Below are 16950 nucleotides of genomic sequence, written 5' to 3'. Positions count from 1 at the left end.
CTGCAACATGTAATGAAGTCCCTTAAAACTCAAGAAAACAGCGGTTTGTTTATGTATTTTTTTATATTACAAAGTATTAATGAAGTGTTACGAATGGTTTGTAATTGTGTGATTTCCCATTTTCGCCGAAAACCTGTTGCTATAATGAGGACACGAAAACAAAAGCATAGGAGGCTATTCATGAAAAAGTTACTTGGTATAGCAACAGCAGCAGTTTTTGGTCTTGGGATTTTCACTTCTTCTGCACAAGCAGAAACAGTTGTTAACGCAGACGTTCTAAACGTACGAGAAAACCCAACTATTGAATCAAAAGTTGTAGGTAAAGTATTAGATGGTTATAAATTAGATGTTAAAAATACAGAAAACGGTTGGCTAAAAGTGAACCTAAATGGTAAAGAAGGATTCGTAAGCTCCGAGTTTACGAAAAACATCTATTATGTAACAGCAAACGTATTAAATGTACGTGCTGATGCAAACACAAACTCAGAAATTCTGGGTACATTAAAGAAAGATGATGTCATTCAAACGACACATCAAGTTCAAAACGGCTGGTTACAATTTGAATATAACGGAAAGACAGCTTATGTAAATGTTCCTTATTTAACAGGTACTGCACCTGTTGTGACAGCACAAGAACAAGCACCTGCTCCTGCAAAAGCACAACCAGCTCAAGCTCAAGCAACGCAGACTGCTACACAAACAAAGGCTGCACCAACAAAAGCTGCACCAGCTGGCGGCCGTGAACTAACAGTTGAAGCAACTGCTTATACAGCTGACCCAAGCGAAAATGGCGGCACACATGGCGGTCATGTATTAACTGCAATGGGTCATGACCTAACAGCAAATCCAAACATGAAAATGGTTGCTGTTGACCCGAAAGTGATTCCACTTGGATCAAAGATCTGGGTAGAAGGATACGGAGAAGCAATTGCTGGTGATACTGGCGGTGCAATTAAAGGAAACCGTATCGACGTCCTAGTCGGCTCTGATGCCGCTGCAAACCAATGGGGACGCAAACATGTAAAAGTGAAAATTTTAGACTAAATGCTATTGCTATAAAAAGAACAAAGCCAGCTCTCATCAGTTGAGAGCTGGCTTTTATTTTGCTTATAATAAAGTGAAACTTCCTTCTGGGAGCGTTTTTTTCCCAGAAGGTTAGTTGAACCAATCGGGCTCTTACGGGCAGTTATCCCCCATCTATCTTCTTTGCTTTCTCTTACTCTTGAGGTGGGATATTACTGCCCGTTAGTGCGGGATAGAAAGAAAAGGAGGCACATGTATGAATATAGACGCAAAAGTTGACTGGATTGGCACACCCACTCCATATATATATAAAGACGATGTCACATACAATGCGACTGCAATTGATTTTTCATTAGAGCATGACGATAACCGTTATAGGCTAATCGTATTACAGCAAGATGAGGACGTGCAGTATAAAATTATGCAATATGGCGTCAAACCTGGTGGACAAAAGCCATTTCCGATTGACACTGGCCACCACTTCAGAAATAAAACCATTCCTTTAATCGAAATGATTTTGCAAGATCCTTACGTACAAAGCGTATTACAACAAAAGACTACCTCGTAAAAGAGATAGTCTTTTTGCGTTAATTCTGTGTTTCTAGTGTGACTGTAATAATATGCTCGTTACTAAAGCTTTAAACTTCACAGATCCATCACCATAACGAATGTGATATTCTACCATAATTTTCAAATATTTTTAATATAAAACTTGTTTTTTTCTATTTTTATACTCATTGTGTTTATAATGTATAAGAAGGAAATCTTTTGCGCGGAGGAACGTTATGCTGCAACATTCAATTACGAAAGATGAGATTATGGAAATCGCCAATGAATTTTTGAAAGGACTGGATCCACAGCAAGCATCTGACAAAGAACAAGTTTCAGATGCACTTCAGCTCTACCGTAGCGGCCTCGTGTATAACGTTGATTTTGATGGATACACATTATCGGGGACAGTTGAAAACGATGGAGGTATTTTTAGTGTAAACATCCCTATTCGAAACGTGTCGGAAAGTTATTGCGACTGCTTTTCACCGACTCAATGTAAACATATGCTCGCTGTATTGCTCTATGCAGCCGCAAGCTTTGGGAAAGTGGGAGACATTCTAACTTTATTTAAAAATAAAAGTAAACCTACTCTCCCGCCTATTCGCACAGCACGGCAAATGTTGCAAACAACAGCTTTTAAAGATACAGATTACAAAAGCTGGCTTGCCTACTTTGAATCTGAGTACGATACATTCGCAAAAGAACACAAGCGCCTATCATACAAACAAATGTATTTTCTGATGAACATTTTCATGGATTTTTATATGAAAATTGAACGAAAAGCACCGCGCATTGTTGCTGTTCACGAACTGTTTAGACTGAGTGCAGCTCTCTTTTCTTTTCAAAAGCTGCTTGAGGAAATACAAATATTTGAAGAAGATGAACTCTATTCCTATCATAAACCAATCAATATTGTACAGCTCTTTGTTGATAAAATAGAAAGCATTGTAAGGGATTTTAAAGCTGAGCCGCTTCCAGATGTACTTACGCCATTTTTGCAGCACACTGCCGAAGTGCTACATACAATCTTCTTCTCGTCCTCTTCCTATACACAAGAGCGATTTTTTATTTATCGCCACATATGGGGAGAGCTTTTCACAGAGCAAGCTTGGATACAAGAAGAAGAACGGCGGATTGCAACAAAGGTTCATCCCTTATCAAAAGCACTTGCATCCGCTCACCTTCTCTTTCTACAGAAAAAGGATGCAGAAGCAATGGATGTACTAAGAGCACAGCCACCACAAGTTGTTGGACTTTACTTTGACTGGTTGGAAGATTTATTAAGTTCCATGCAGTGGGAGCGAGCAGAACAATGGCTATCATTCACTTACAAACGAGTGAAAGAAACGATAACTGCCGAGCACGATTCATACTTTGTGAAAGATGTTGTCCGTTTATTTATGATGATGTATGAAACATATGCCACGCATACGAACGAACAAGCTGGCTATGAAATGGTTCTTCAAGAATTATTGCCATATAGTTTTGTAAGCTACGAGCAATATGTGCTCGCTAAAAAGCAATATCACACATGGACAGAACTTCATTTACTATATGGATTTGAAGCAATTGAATTGTTAAAAGAACCGTTAAAAGAAATTGAAAAAGAAGCGCCAGAAGCTGCTCTTCCGCTCTATCATTATGCCGCAATGCAAGCCATTGAAGAAAAGAATCGAAAATCATATCGCAGAGCTATTCGCTACTTAAAAAAATTGAGAACACTTTACAAAAGGCTCAAACGGACAGACGAATGGGATTACTTCATTATAATGATTGCCTCCTCTCACTCACGGCTGCGGGCATTGCAAGAAGAACTGCGGAAAGGAAAGTTGATCCATGACAACACAAATTGACATTACCATTCGGCTCGAACGAATGAAAGAAAACTGGTTTCTTTGGGCAGAGGATGAAACAGGCAGCAGCTTGCCTCTAAGCAGTTGGAAACAACATGCGTTCACATGGCACTCCACTTCTTTCTACGGAACATTTTTGCAAGAAGGAACATATGAACAGCGAAGCGGTATCATTTTGAGCGCTACTCAAGCATTTGAATATATCGCCAAAAAGCCGGTGAATTCATTTACAAAGCTGCAAACAAGCGCAAACATTACTGAACTCAAGCCAGTCGCTCAGCAGGCTTGGGAGGCTTACACAACAGGAAACTTTCTTCCAGACATCAAACACTGGGTCCAGTATCCATCCTGGAAAACCGCTCATGAAGAAGAAATGGATGAAACGATGCAAAAGCTGTTTTCAGAAGCGATTAATGAAACACTCCGGCATCATACTCGCTCTGACGACGCATGGGAGGATGCGAAGCGCTTATATGAGCATTATGACTTTACGAAACGGCAACTTGAGACAGCCATTCATGAAAACGATTGGCTACGTAAAATTGGCTATATCGAGGATGATCTACCATTTGCAATTGGGCTTCGATTACAAGAACCAGAGAATGATTTTGAAGCATGGAAGCTTGAAACCATACTAACACCAAAACGCGGCAATCAGCGAATATCCGTATATACAGGCACCGATTCGCTGTCAAAAAGGTGGATAAACCATGAAGAACGTATTATCGAAACGCAAGAAGGTTTCGGCAAACTCGTACCTTGGTTAATGGAAGAAGACCTATTTCGGAGCGAATTATACGAAACGGAAGCATGGCGTTTTTTAACAGAAGCCAGCAATGAATTATTGGCAGCTGGTGTTGATATTTTACTGCCGTCATGGTGGCAAAACTTAAAAGCAAATAAACCAAAACTGCGCGTCCAAGTGAAACATAATGCGAAAACAGGGCAGGCATTCTTTGGAATGAATACGCTCGTAGATTTTGACTGGCGCATTTCTACAAACGGCATCGATTTATCAGAGGCCGAATTTCTCGCGCTCATTGAACAAAACAGACGTCTTATTCACATAAATGGACAATGGATGAGACTTGATCCAGCATTTATCGAAGAAGTGAAGAAGCTGATGAAGAAAGCAGACAAGTACGGCCTTGAAATGAAAGACGTCGTGCAGCAGCGGTTACTACGAAGTGCAGAAACAGAAGTAGTCGAAGAAGAAAATCCTTTTGCAGATATGGAATTTGAATTCGATGATTATTACGATAAACTGTTTGAAAGATTGCTGCACATTGGAGAAATTCCACCTGCCAAGGTGCCGGCTTCCTTACAAGCAACATTAAGACCATACCAGCAGCAAGGTGTCGAGTGGCTCCTCTACTTACGAGAGCTAGGATTTGGCGCGTTGCTAGCCGATGATATGGGGCTCGGCAAAAGCATTCAAACCATTACTTACTTACTATACACAAAACAACACAACCTAAAAACAGGCCCGGCGCTTATTGTAGCGCCTACATCAGTCCTTGGTAACTGGCAAAAAGAATTTGAGCGTTTTGCACCGAGCTTACAAGTAAAGCTCCATTACGGCGGCAACCGGGCAAAGGGAGCAGACTTGCCTGCCTTCCTGCAAGATGCCGATGTGATTCTTACATCCTATGCGCTTGCACAGCTTGATGAAGAAGAACTAAACACACAGCTGTGGGATGCGATTATTCTCGACGAAGCGCAAAATATAAAAAACCCGCATACAAAGCAATCGCGTGCGGTTCGGAATTTACGAGCGAATCATAAAATCGCTTTAACAGGAACACCGATGGAAAATCGTCTATCAGAACTATGGTCTATTTTTGATTTCCTGAATCACGGCTATCTTGGCAGTTTACCGCAGTTCCAGCGCCGCTTCGTGACACCAATTGAAAAAGATCGCGATGAGAAAAAGATTCAGCAAGTACAACGTTTAATCGCACCATTCTTACTGCGCCGTACGAAGCAAGATAAGACAGTTGCCTTGAACTTACCAGATAAACAAGAGCAAAAAGCGTACTGCTCGTTAACGGCAGAGCAAGCATCGCTCTATGAACAACTCGTTCAAGATACATTGAAGAATGTAGAAGGATTAACGGGGATTGAGCGCCGCGGATTTATTTTGCTCATGTTAAATAAACTAAAACAAATTTGTAATCATCCTGCTCTCTATTTAAAAGAAGACACACCAGCAAACTTAATTGAGCGTTCTATGAAAACAGAAACATTATTAGAACTCGTGGAAAACATACGCGACCAGCAAGAAAGCTGTTTAATTTTTACGCAATATATTCGAATGGGGAATATGCTACAAACATTGTTAGAAGAGCATTTTGGAGAGCGCGTCATCTTCTTAAACGGCAGTGTGCCGAAGAAAGAACGCGATAAAATGATTGAGCAGTTCCAAAGCGGACAACATGGTATTTTCCTTCTCTCTTTAAAAGCAGGAGGAACAGGCCTGAACTTAACCGCAGCCAACCATGTTATTCATTACGACCGCTGGTGGAACCCTGCCGTTGAAAATCAGGCAACAGACCGTGCTTATCGAATCGGTCAAAAGCGGTTTGTTCATGTGCATAAACTCATTACAACAGGAACACTTGAGGAAAAAATTGATCAAATGCTAGAGCGGAAACAATCGCTCAATAATGCGATTATTACAAGTGAAAATTGGATCACAGAGCTATCAACAAATGAGTTGAAAGAATTACTAGGTGTATCCGTCAATTAGACAATAATTAAAAAGTATGTATACCACGGCCTCTCCCAATATTCTACCTGGGAGAGGCCGTGAAGTTTTTTTGGAATCGCTCCTGATTATACAATGTAATATAGCGTAATACATACGTTGTCAAATGTTGCTTTAAAATAAAGTTTAATCAAAAATACCTCACAAACCCGTATTTTACGACAAATCAGAAGAATCCATTTTGAAAAAAAGATTGATCAAAATGGATTCTTCTTTAGCATATTTAAGTTTCGGTTTTATAAAAAAGTTTGATCATTTTTCACCTTAGATCTTCTCCAATAGCGCCCGTTTGTGGCATAAAATGACAAGGTCACGGAAATGAGCCACTTTATTTAAAGTAACGTTCTTTCTGCATTAAAGTGAATAAAATCAATTTAAGGAAATAAATTGAAAATAAGAAAGAAGTAAACAAAAAAGAGAAAGAAGAAACCGGAAATTTCCAAGGAAGGTTGTGGTGAACATCAAGGTTAGGAATTTTTATTATCTGATTGCAGGCGTCCTTGCGATGCTGTTTGCCGTCACGCACGCATGGAACGGGCAATCCGCTGTGCTACCGACACTCAACATTGAGGCGATATCCGTGGGTACCCGGACAGTATTCACGTATGTCTGGCACATCATCACGGCGGAAAATCTGGTCTTCGGCATCGCTTTCATTTTCATGTCATTCCAAACCGAGCAATCAAAGATTCGGTTTGCCGCATGGTTGATTGCGGCGATCCTGATCGTCCGACTGATGGTTATTCTTGGTGTAACGGCATTGCTTGACGTATCGGGGCTTACGGATACGCTTATAGATTCGATTGCCATCGTAATCTATGTCGCCCTCATCATACTGGGCACAAGAATGAAGAAAAAGCAGTACGATGGTCAGCAACCACAGTAACAGAGATGTCCGAGTTTTCTTCTAACTCTGTAAGAGGGTAAACCCCATGCCCATCAAGCTAATAACAAAAAACGAGTTACATACTACCGTTTTTCTCAAAATCCGAATCAACTGGGACCTGAACAGAATGTCGTGCAGACCTAAATGAGCGTTATCAAGATAGAGGACATTAACACCAGGAATTAAAGATTCTAATGTCCTCTAAGGCTTAACCAAAAAGGATTTTATTATTTCTGCTAAAGTTTAAATGTAAAAGTTACAGGTATCTTGGGGTTACCCGTTATTCCAGAATATGGCCCGATTGTTGAACAAGAAAAATCCTGCATTTTAAGCAGGATTTTTGATCAAACTTTTTTACAAACAGTACATCTTTTTTATAAACGGTACGACTTTATTTCAAACCGACATCAAAACAGTTTCCTCGCCTAGAATGACTCCTTTTTATATCTAATTGTTCTAGTTGTTTCACATAACTTTTAGATATCTATTGGAACCCTTGTTCAGAATGTAAACAGGTTTGCGATGGTCGTTTCATTCTCTTTAATTGTTCTAATATAGAAAGCACAAGATTTAAATCATTTTATAACTTATTTGGCATGCTCTCTATTTCATTCAACCCTTGATTTTGAACGTTAGATAACATTTTTCTCTTCATCTATAGAACCATGAGGAGTTTTACGTTTAGATACAAAATAAGAAATAATAACCAGCATAGTAATCATCATGGTTAAGAAAAACTGTGAACGCATAGAATCAATGAATGCCATGGCAATCAGAATAACGACCATAGCAATAATCGTTACGTATGTTAAGTAAGGAAATAGCCACATTTTTAGCTTCATTGCTTCTGGATTTTCTTTTTCCAACTTTCTTCGCATACGTAAATGCGAAACAGCAATAGCAAGATAAACAAGTAGCGCAATAGCTCCAGACGCATTCACTAAAAAGAGAAATAATTTATCCGGAGACACAAAATTAAAAATAGAACAGATGTAGGCAAAAAATGTACTTGCTAAAACAGCCCTTACGGGTACACCATTCTTACTTACTTTTAAAAGTGCACGTGGCGCATTCCCATTTTGAGCAAGAGAAAACAGCATACGAGAATTCGTATATAGAGCTGAATTTAAACAAGAAAGAACTGCGACTAGAACGACGACATTCATAATTTGAGCGGCAGCTGGAATACCAATCATATTAAGCATTGTTACATACGGACTTTCAAGCGACTCAGCGGAATTCCAAGGGAGAAGAATAACCAGTACACTCACTGAACCAATAAAAAAGAGTAGAATACGCCAAACAACACTATTGATTGCTACAACTACTGATTTTTCCGGATTAGATGATTCTCCGGCTGCAATTGCTGCGATCTCCGCACCAAAAAATGAGAAAATAACAGTAATAATACCAACAAAAACGGAACCAAATCCCTTCGGCATAAATCCTCCGTGTTCTGTAAGATTAGACAGCCCTGGTGATTCAACTCCTGGGATAAAGCCAAAGATAATCGCTACTCCTATACATATGAATGCAATTATTGCCACAATTTTAATCATCGAAAACCAATATTCAAATTCACCAAACGATTTAACGGAGTAAATGTTTGTAAGCGTTAGCAAAAGGGTTAAAATTAAACTTACTAACCAAATCGGCATAGAAGGAATCCAACCATGAACAATCGCTCCTCCTGCTGTTGCCTCGATAGCAATAACAATTACCCAGAAAAACCAATATAACCATCCAATGGTATAACCTGCCCATGGTCCAATCGCTTGTCGTGCGTAGGTGGAAAAAGAACCGCTGTCTGGATTCACGACTGCCATCTCCCCAAGCATACGCATGAGTAAAACGATGAGCAAACCTGCTATTGCATAAGAGAGAATAGCACCAGGGCCCGTTTCGTGTATAACCGCCCCACTACCTACAAATAAACCTGCCCCGATAATTCCGCCAAGAGAAATCATTGTTACATGCCTTGATTTTAGCTGCTTCTGTAGTTTGTTCTGCTGTTGCTCCATTATTTTTATCGCCCCCAAATACTTATTCAACCTACTTCATGCAATTTTTATGCCAATTTTCAGTAAATTTAGAATACCTTACAACTACTGCATCCTATCATTATCGTTTCGACACTTTTCGTATTTTCGAAGTGTAAAATTAAGTCAAATTAGCATTAACTAAGTCGATTATGACTTATATTCTTTTGGGTACCGGACCTTAATCCTATTTGGACAGATCACTATCGTCAGCTGGCCAAAATATTAGCGTGCTACCCCCCATAAAAAGTCCAACGGGTCAGTAATTGGAAGTAAAAAATCCCCCTAGATAAAGTGAAACTTCCATCAGTGGGGTTTTCTTCATCCCCCACTGATGGTTAGTTGAACCAATCGGGCTTTTACGGGCAGTTATCCCCCACCTATCTTCTTCGGTTCTCTCTCAATCTTGAGGTGGGGGTCTTACTGCCCGTTAATGCGGGATAAACAATAGAAAAGAGCCCATCATACCAGATGGACTCTTTTTTACTGTCTACCTAAAGGGGAAGGATTTAGCTCCTTTTTCTTTTCCAATAGAAACTGCTTATTAAGATCCCCGTGAAACCACCGCACGTATCTAATACAGAATCCTGCCACATCGGTGTACGGTCACCCGTAAAGGATTGATGAATTTCATCGATTCCCGCATAGGCAGCGACGAGAAGCAGCGCCAGCTGGAAAGCTTCCTTTCTCCTAAATCCATATTGAAATAACGCGATATACAACAGTGCACCAAGAATACCAAACACAGTAAAATGAGCACCTTTACGAACAAAAAATTCGATAAAACCGCCTACCCCTTTGTTGGCAATGCTAACAGGTGTACCGCCTCCATAATCAATAGATACCCATGAGAAATGTTCTTTCACAAACTCTTCATTCACATATTTTGTGATATCCGAACGCATATCTTGCTTCTTATACGGCTGAGATGAAGAATAAAAAATGACTCCTATCCATAATAAAACGGGAATCCAGAATAACCACTTACGATTCATATTTGAAACTCCTTGTCCTATTTCTTTCAAGCGTACCAAAAAAAGAAAAAAATTCACGCCAAAAGTATGACCTTACCTCCTATATATATGACGAAAAGGAGGTGAAAAACATGGCGATTCAAACGATTGTATCTGATATGAGCTTACGTCTTGTCCTAAACGGCGGCACAGACAAAAACGGTAAAGCCATCATGAAAAACAAACAATTTAAAAATGTAAAAACAAATGCAGACTTAAACAAAGTGCACGAAGTCGCAACTGCAATTGCATCTTTACAGCAGCATAAGCTTGATGCAGTTCAACTTGTAAGCACAACTGACGTATCTAATCAATAACAAAAGGAGGTTATAACAGATGGAAGTACTAGAACTCGTTTTCTTAAAAGAAGACGGTAAAACGACAACTTTTTCTATCGAGAATCCGATTACACCTGTAAACGAACAAACCGTAACTAGTGTCATGGATACAATTGTATCCTCTGATATTTTTCTCACACTTGGGCAAAATGCGCGTAAAAAAGGAGCAAGGCTTGTCGAAAAGACCATTTCTGAAGTAAGCATCAACGCATAGTAAAAAAGAAAGAGGAGTGCGGCTACTCCTCTTTCTTTTTTGGCATTTCAATTGGTATAAAGATATTTGAAATACCAACTGAAACATATTTATAGTTTTCTTTTCCTATCGTAAACTCTGTTGTATATGTCGAGAAAAAAATATAATCATTACGCTTCGTATAGTGATCAATCAGTACGCCCACTTGCGGCTCTACATATTTCTTCGCTAGTTTCTTCCCCATTGTAGCTAACTCACCAAAAAGTCCTTCTTGGTCTTCTTTCTCTACTTCCGTTAATTTCTTATGAATATCATTGCGCGTCATCAACTGCTTCGCTGCCCAGTCTGTATATTCTCCTTTGCTCGGATTACTATTAGCTAAATATACGAGAAGCACTACAGCCAAAGCGAGGAGCACATATTTCCATTTCATATTTTTCACCGCCTATCTATTCTATTTTCAACTATATGAAATTTCATTGCAAATTAGACAACCCGAATGCTGGAAATATCTCCCAAACCCAATATTTAACATAAATTTACAAATATTTTAAATTATTTTTATATTTTAGTTTTATAATTGAAAATGTAATTCATAATAACAATATATAAGGAGGTTTTTACATTGACTGAATTAGCTGATCGGTATGAAATTTCAGCTCATACAATGTCACTGGAACCGTACGCTCATTCATTTTACCAGACAAAAATTTTGGACACACGAGGAACCTTCTTCTCAGCAAAAACACCATTACAGTTCATTCAGGAAAGTTGTCTTCTGAGAAACTACTCTACCTATGAAGGAAAACGATTAGCCATTCAAAAATGCTGTCATTTTAAACAAAACATTCCAATCCCTATCGATCATCAGCACTACATTTGCGCCATCCCTACAAGATCACCTTCATCTTGGCCCTGCTCCTGGATATTCTACGCTTATATAGAAAAAATTGAACGTCATGACTCCCGGCACACAAAAATATATTTCCGTGACGGCAAGACACAAATTTTCCCGATCAGTTTCTACCAAATGGAACATCAGTGGATAAGAGCTGGCCATATTTTAGCGAAGCTCAATCTTCTAGATCGATACCATGACAAAAGTTAATACATATAGCAAAAGGAGACAACCTCATATGTTGCCTCCTTTTTATCCCGCTATTCGTGGGCAGTAAAATCCCCACTGATGGAAATTTCACTTTATTTCATTTTTTGCCGCGTACGCTCGCATTTTTTTCAGCGCTTGTCGATATATCCAGCGCACTTGATGATAAGTTATGCCTAACTCGTTTGCAATCTCATGCATTTTCTTTCCCACGTAGAAATGCTCTAGCAGAACAACCCTTTCTTTCGCCCCTAGCATACTCATATATTCGAACACTTCTGCATCCTTCTCCTCACCGCCTATATTTTCTAATATACTTTGCTCCGTGCAAGTTTCCCGGTCTTGCAAACGGCGCTCCTTCTTTAACTGCGCTAACAAATAACCGCGCACCGTTACAAGCGCATATGCAGGAAAACTCCCTTCTCTTCATCGTACTTGTCATACGCCCGCCAAAGCGCAATGAGCCCGCATTGATAATACTCTTCATAATCTCGGTAAATACAAAGCTTCCTCATTTGATTTCTAATCATCCCCTCATACAGTGCTACTGTTTCTGCAAAGGTAACTGGCTTCATGTTTGGCCCACTTCTAAAAGGCATGCCCCTCTGTTATTCCGCGGTACCTTTACCTTATAAAAAAACAGTACAGCCTTCACCGCACTGCATTTCATGATAGACTAGCAGAATTTCAAATTTACCTATGTAGCATTTGAAATTCTGCGCAGGTAAATTTGAAATTCCATAGCAATTTTATCTTCAGCGCCAATATATCGGCGGAAACTATCCATATATCGACGCTTCGACACGATATAAAGTGAAACTTCCATCAGTGATGCTTTTCTCACTGATGGAAAGCTCTCACCAATCGGGCTTTTACGGGCAGTTTTCTTCCTCGCTCTTCTCCAGCCTTTACTGCCCGTTAATGCGGGATAAAGATACTTCGCCAACGCACGACAAAAAAACGGCTCTATATGAGCCGTTTCTATAAATATGATCTTATATTACGCTTTTGGGAATAAGCCACCAACTGCTCCAAATGCCATTGATAAAATAAAGAAAATAACAACAAGGATTGTCGCTTGTTTCTTGCTTAAGCCTGCTGTAATGTGCAATCCTAATCCTGTTACCACCAATCCCCAAATCGCGAAAACTTCAAATGATTTTGCAATGCCATGTACAACGCCGCCAGTAGAAGCAAATACCGGCCCTAATCCTGTATACATTTCTTGACCATTTCCGCCAAGAATCCATGCTAATCCCATATTAATAATGCCACCAATAACTGTAATAATACTAGAATAAACAGTAATTGCTAATAACTTCTTATAAGACGTATCATTGCTCATAAACATCATAAGTACTTTATACAGAGCTGCACCAATAAAGAATGTAACCATAACGCTAATGAATGCCATTACAAATCCAGTGCCTAATGCGATTGCTATAGGCATTTCAAAACCAAGCTCTTTATTTTTTGCGATAACTGTAGGGTCTATAGAATATAAATATGTAGCTATAGCCCCGATAAGGCCGCCTAATACAGCCATTAAGAAAAACGCGCCCCACACCGGTGCATTACTTCTCATTCTCTCAAACTGCAAACTAGGCGAGGTAATCATTCCAAATAATGAGGGCTTCTCTCCACTTACCTTCTGCGTGTTTACGTTCGATTCCATATGTAAAACCTCCTTTTATTTGATACCCGTTCTAACGGGTGGGTAATCCCTACTTTTTCAAATAGAGATTAACCACCCACAAGAACTGGGTGTTATAAAGAAATATACAAAAACCTTTTGTTATTCATAGCGCAGCGCTTCGATTGGGTCGAGCTTCGCTGCTTTGTTTGCCGGAATTAATCCGAAAATAATACCAAGTGTCATTGAGAATAAAACGCCGCCAAGTACAACTTGCCACGAAACGAGCGGTGGCCATTTCGCAAAGGCAGAGACAATATAAGCGCCACCATAGCCAAGACCGATTCCGATAAGACCGCCAAGAAGCGTTAACATCACTGCTTCAATTAAGAATTGAAGCAAGATTTTTCCGCGCGTTGCCCCGAGCGCTTTACGAACACCAATTTCACGCGTACGCTCTGTAACAGATACGAGCATAATATTCATAACGCCAATGCCGCCAACAACTAAAGAAATACCAGCAATACCGCCGATAATCATCGTCATAATACTTGTTACTTTTGAGATGCTTTCCTTCATTTTCTCAAGGTCGACAACTTCATACTTACCTGGAATATCATTTGATTTGCGGTCATTTAAAACGCCAATTGCTTTTTCCCTGCTTCTTGTAGCTGATCCACATTTTTCGCTTGCACCGCAATATTTTGAATTTCACTTTTTCCATATAACGTTGGCCAAAGTGAAATAGGAATTAACATTTCCGACATCCCCATGCCCATAAACTCATTATCAGATTTATACACCCCGATAATTTGCAATGGCTGGCCCTTTAACTCGATAATTTTCCCAACAGGATTTTCTTTCGGATAAAACATATCCTTTGCTTTCGTACTAATCATCGCAACGTTATTGCCTTGCTCGACATCCGCTTCATTTAAAGAGCGTCCTTCGATCAACTTGATTTTATTCACCGCAAAATATTCACTATCAAGCCCGATAATATTTGTCATATCCTTTTTATCATTAATGTCGAGCGGTTCTATACCCGAATTTGTCGTAACAACATGAGCAATCTCTGGCACTTGTTTCAGTTCAAAAATATCTTCGTCTGTTAATTCAGGACGTTCTCCCATTCCTGCTGCAAATGGATCATTGATATCCGACTGAAACTGAATTGGAATGACATTATTACCTGCACCTACAAATTGCGACTTCAACATCGCTTCCCCGCCTTGTCCGATAGCAACGACAGTAATAATAGAACCAACACCGATAATAATACCTAGCATCGTCAATGCCGAGCGTAATTTATGAGCTAGAATAGAAGAAAGTGCAATTTTCATACTATCTAGTAGACTCATACGGCCCACCTTCTATCTTCTGTAATTCTTCCATCTCTGAGCACAATGCGGCGAGACGAATACGCAGCAACTTCCTCTTCATGTGTAACCATGACAATTGTTGTACCTTCTTTATTAAGCTGAGTGAAAATATTCATAACTTGCTCACCAGATTTCGTGTCGAGCGCACCTGTTGGTTCATCAGCCATAATAAACGTTGGGTTGTTCGCAATTGCACGCGCAATCGCCACGCGCTGCTTTTGTCCACCTGATAATTCATTTGGCAAGTGATGCACGCGATCTGCTAATCCGACCTTTTCTAACGCCTCTAATGCTCTTTGACGGCGCTCTGCCTTCTTTATACCGCCATAAATAAGCGGCAGCTCCACATTTTCCACCGCTGAAAGACGAGGCAATAAATTAAAATGCTGAAACACAAAGCCGATATATTCATTTCGAATGAGTGCCAACTTTGACTCGTCTGCTGTTAAAATATTCACGTCATTCAACATATATTCGCCTTCTGTTGGACGATCGAGACAACCGATAATATTCATAAGCGTCGATTTTCCCGATCCAGACGGTCCCATAATAGAAACGAACTCACCGCTATCAATCTTCAAACTAATATCATGTAAAATGGGCACAGCTAAGCTCCCTTGATAATACGTTTTATCAATATTGTTTAAGGTAATCATTTTCCCTTCACTTCCATTCCGTCAAACACTTTATCGGAAGGATTTTCAACCACCTTTTGTCCTACTGTTACGCCTTCAAGCACTTCCACCCAATCTCCGTCACTTGAACCTTTCTTCACCATTTGCTTGCGAAGCTTTCCTTTATCTTCTACATACACAAACGCATCATCTTTTTCCTCTACGATACTTTTACGAGGAACTGCAATCATTTTCCTATTCTCTAAATTCACTTGCAGTGATACATGATATCCCGGTGATAATCCATCTTGTGAGTCGAGCGTTGCTTTATATGTATAATAAGACATATTTTGTCCTGCTTCCGCGCCTGTCATAGCTTGTGTATTAACGTCAGCACTTGTTGGATATTCACTTACTTCTGTAATTTTCCCAGTCCATTTTTTCTTTGGTGCTGCTTTTGCTGTCACTGTAACAGTTTGATCTTTTTGAATTTGTGATTTTTGTAACTCCGTTAATGTTCCTTGAACTTGGAACGGATCTTTAGAGGCGATTTGTAAAAATGGCTTTCCTTGGCCACCCATTGCTTGCGTGGAACCTTGCGTTGCATCTTTATCAAGCTTTTGTACAACACCGGCAAAATTACTGTAAACCGTAAGTTCACCTTGTTTTTTCTTCAACTCTTCGATGTGGAGATTTCCTTTTTCTTTTTCAAGAGTTGCTGCTTTTTGTGTCATTTCGAGGTCACTTAATTGCGATTCTAACGACTCAATTACCGCTTTCTCTGCTCCGTTATCTTTCGCTTTTTTAATATCTTGTTTCAATGAATCTATCTTCTTCTGTCCTTGATCATAGCGCATAGAAGCCATTTCTTGATCAATTTCTGCTTGCTGCATTTGTAAATTGATTTCTTCATTATCATACGAGAACAGCTTGTCCCCTTTTTTCACTTCTTGTCCTTCTTTTACAGCAATATCCTTCACTTTTCCTTTTGTCATATCTGCATAGAAGCTTTCAATATTCCCTGGTTTCACTTGACCAGAAACTAACTTTGTATTATTCAGCTGACGTTCTGCTACTTTTGTAAACTTCACATCTGCTGTGCTGCCTTTTTTCTTGTTCTGCATAATAAAAATATTCACAGCAGCAACGATTACAATAAGAGCAATAATTCCTACCACAATCCACTTTTTCTTTTTATTCGGGGTATGAACGGTATCTGGTAACATTTTTTATCTCCTTCTATTAGAATTATTTATATAATAAAATTATATAAATTTTTCCAAAAAATCTCAACAGACATCTGATATTTCTTACATTTATATTACAAAGTTTGACATTTATATTATTGATTACAATAAATAATGTAATATTTTGAATTTTTTAATTCTACTACAGTCATATATAAAGAGAAACTTCCATCAGTCTTCCCTACGCTTCCTTTCTGATTTTCTTAAACAAACGTTTGATTAACGGCAAAATAACACGAAAAATCAATAATTTTGTATATTAATTTTAAAATTTATATATAAATATTTTTGTGAATATTCCTAAA

General features: G+C 39.2%; 14 protein-coding genes and 2 pseudogenes. 8 read left to right on the top strand and 8 right to left on the bottom strand.

What is annotated here, in order from left to right:
• Window positions 1-180 precede the first annotated feature (180 nt).
• From ACEWFJ_RS02640 to ACEWFJ_RS02620, 5 genes are all read left to right on the top strand, one after another.
• Window positions 181-1044 carry an SH3 domain-containing protein gene (locus ACEWFJ_RS02640; RefSeq protein WP_440602900.1) on the top strand — a complete coding sequence of 288 codons (864 nt, stop codon included), beginning with the start codon at window positions 181-183 and terminating at the stop codon, window positions 1042-1044.
• A 235-nt stretch (window positions 1045-1279) separates the two neighbouring features.
• Complete coding sequence (locus ACEWFJ_RS02635) at window positions 1280-1591, top strand: DUF3910 family protein (RefSeq protein WP_473690261.1); 312 nt, start codon at window positions 1280-1282, stop codon at window positions 1589-1591.
• Between the two features lie 217 nt (window positions 1592-1808).
• Complete coding sequence (locus ACEWFJ_RS02630; RefSeq protein WP_473690259.1) at window positions 1809-3428, top strand: SWIM zinc finger family protein; 1620 nt, start codon at window positions 1809-1811, stop codon at window positions 3426-3428.
• Window positions 3412-6177: a DEAD/DEAH box helicase gene (locus tag ACEWFJ_RS02625; RefSeq protein WP_473690257.1), complete on the top strand. Its 2766-nt coding sequence runs from the start codon at window positions 3412-3414 to the stop codon at window positions 6175-6177. Before ACEWFJ_RS02630 ends, ACEWFJ_RS02625 begins: the two co-directional genes overlap by 17 nt.
• Window positions 6178-6646: 469 nt before the next feature.
• Complete coding sequence (locus ACEWFJ_RS02620; RefSeq protein ID WP_473690255.1) at window positions 6647-7081, top strand: hypothetical protein; 435 nt, start codon at window positions 6647-6649, stop codon at window positions 7079-7081.
• A 632-nt stretch (window positions 7082-7713) separates the two neighbouring features.
• Here ACEWFJ_RS02620 and gabP read toward each other — a convergent pair.
• On the bottom strand, window positions 7714-9102 hold the full coding sequence (gene gabP, locus ACEWFJ_RS02615; protein ID WP_473690253.1) for a GABA permease: 1389 nt from the start codon (window positions 9100-9102) through the stop codon (window positions 7714-7716).
• A 527-nt stretch (window positions 9103-9629) separates the two neighbouring features.
• Complete coding sequence (locus tag ACEWFJ_RS02610) at window positions 9630-10115, bottom strand: VanZ family protein (protein WP_473690251.1); 486 nt, start codon at window positions 10113-10115, stop codon at window positions 9630-9632.
• Window positions 10116-10225: 110 nt separating this feature from the next.
• On the opposite strand from ACEWFJ_RS02610, the gene ACEWFJ_RS02605 reads away from it, so the two are divergent.
• Window positions 10226-10450, top strand: a complete 225-nt coding sequence (locus ACEWFJ_RS02605) for a DUF1659 domain-containing protein (protein ID WP_098310955.1) — start codon at window positions 10226-10228, stop codon at window positions 10448-10450.
• Window positions 10451-10469: 19 nt separating this feature from the next.
• Window positions 10470-10685 (top strand): DUF2922 domain-containing protein, encoded by a 216-nt coding sequence (locus tag ACEWFJ_RS02600; RefSeq protein WP_230574345.1) that lies wholly within the window; start codon window positions 10470-10472, stop codon window positions 10683-10685.
• 22 nt (window positions 10686-10707) lie between these two features.
• Here ACEWFJ_RS02600 and ACEWFJ_RS02595 read toward each other — a convergent pair whose 3' ends face one another.
• The gene (locus ACEWFJ_RS02595; protein WP_429716512.1) at window positions 10708-11097 is read right to left on the bottom strand and encodes a DUF4359 domain-containing protein; all 390 of its coding nucleotides are present in this window, start codon (window positions 11095-11097) and stop codon (window positions 10708-10710) included.
• Between the two features lie 192 nt (window positions 11098-11289).
• Here ACEWFJ_RS02595 and ACEWFJ_RS02590 point away from each other — a divergent pair, with 192 nt between their 5' ends.
• The gene (locus ACEWFJ_RS02590; RefSeq protein ID WP_473690248.1) at window positions 11290-11772 is read left to right on the top strand and encodes a competence protein ComK; all 483 of its coding nucleotides are present in this window, start codon (window positions 11290-11292) and stop codon (window positions 11770-11772) included.
• Window positions 11773-11859: 87 nt separating this feature from the next.
• Here the strand turns inward: ACEWFJ_RS02590 and ACEWFJ_RS02585 are convergent.
• The 5 genes and pseudogenes from ACEWFJ_RS02585 to ACEWFJ_RS02565 form a co-directional block, all read right to left on the bottom strand.
• Window positions 11860-12344, bottom strand: a pseudogene (locus tag ACEWFJ_RS02585) (sigma-70 family RNA polymerase sigma factor).
• Between the two features lie 425 nt (window positions 12345-12769).
• Complete coding sequence (yknW, locus tag ACEWFJ_RS02580) at window positions 12770-13444, bottom strand: YknW family membrane protein (RefSeq protein ID WP_429720468.1); 675 nt, start codon at window positions 13442-13444, stop codon at window positions 12770-12772.
• 120 nt (window positions 13445-13564) lie between these two features.
• Window positions 13565-14763: pseudogene (locus tag ACEWFJ_RS02575) on the bottom strand (ABC transporter permease).
• Window positions 14760-15440 carry an ABC transporter ATP-binding protein gene (locus ACEWFJ_RS02570; RefSeq protein WP_253630918.1) on the bottom strand — a complete coding sequence of 227 codons (681 nt, stop codon included), beginning with the start codon at window positions 15438-15440 and terminating at the stop codon, window positions 14760-14762. The pseudogene ACEWFJ_RS02575 and the gene ACEWFJ_RS02570 overlap by 4 nt, the downstream one beginning before the upstream one ends.
• The gene (locus tag ACEWFJ_RS02565) at window positions 15437-16624 is read right to left on the bottom strand and encodes an efflux RND transporter periplasmic adaptor subunit (protein WP_473690246.1); all 1188 of its coding nucleotides are present in this window, start codon (window positions 16622-16624) and stop codon (window positions 15437-15439) included. The genes ACEWFJ_RS02570 and ACEWFJ_RS02565 overlap by 4 nt, the downstream gene beginning before the upstream one ends.
• Between the last annotated feature and the right edge of the window lie 326 nt (window positions 16625-16950).

Source organism: Bacillus sp. EA-CB0995, assembly GCF_055814245.1.
This window is presented reverse-complemented; position numbering and strand designations above follow the sequence as displayed.

Excerpts from the sequence above, each read along its gene's own strand:
- ACEWFJ_RS02640 (WP_440602900.1), top strand. The coding sequence starts at position 181 with ATGAAAAAGTTACTTGGTATAGCAACAGCAGCAGTTTTTGGTCTTGGG.
- ACEWFJ_RS02630 (WP_473690259.1), top strand. The coding sequence starts at position 1,809 with ATGCTGCAACATTCAATTACGAAAGATGAGATTATGGAAATCGCCAAT.
- ACEWFJ_RS02610 (WP_473690251.1), bottom strand. The coding sequence starts at position 10,115 with ATGAATCGTAAGTGGTTATTCTGGATTCCCGTTTTATTATGGATAGGA.
- ACEWFJ_RS02625 (WP_473690257.1), top strand. The coding sequence starts at position 3,412 with ATGACAACACAAATTGACATTACCATTCGGCTCGAACGAATGAAAGAA.
- ACEWFJ_RS02570 (WP_253630918.1), bottom strand. The coding sequence starts at position 15,440 with ATGATTACCTTAAACAATATTGATAAAACGTATTATCAAGGGAGCTTA.
- ACEWFJ_RS02605 (WP_098310955.1), top strand. The coding sequence starts at position 10,226 with ATGGCGATTCAAACGATTGTATCTGATATGAGCTTACGTCTTGTCCTA.
- ACEWFJ_RS02595 (WP_429716512.1), bottom strand. The coding sequence starts at position 11,097 with ATGAAATGGAAATATGTGCTCCTCGCTTTGGCTGTAGTGCTTCTCGTA.
- gabP (WP_473690253.1), bottom strand. The coding sequence starts at position 9,102 with ATGGAGCAACAGCAGAACAAACTACAGAAGCAGCTAAAATCAAGGCAT.
- yknW (WP_429720468.1), bottom strand. The coding sequence starts at position 13,444 with ATGGAATCGAACGTAAACACGCAGAAGGTAAGTGGAGAGAAGCCCTCA.
- ACEWFJ_RS02600 (WP_230574345.1), top strand. The coding sequence starts at position 10,470 with ATGGAAGTACTAGAACTCGTTTTCTTAAAAGAAGACGGTAAAACGACA.
- ACEWFJ_RS02635 (WP_473690261.1), top strand. The coding sequence starts at position 1,280 with ATGAATATAGACGCAAAAGTTGACTGGATTGGCACACCCACTCCATAT.
- ACEWFJ_RS02565 (WP_473690246.1), bottom strand. The coding sequence starts at position 16,624 with ATGTTACCAGATACCGTTCATACCCCGAATAAAAAGAAAAAGTGGATT.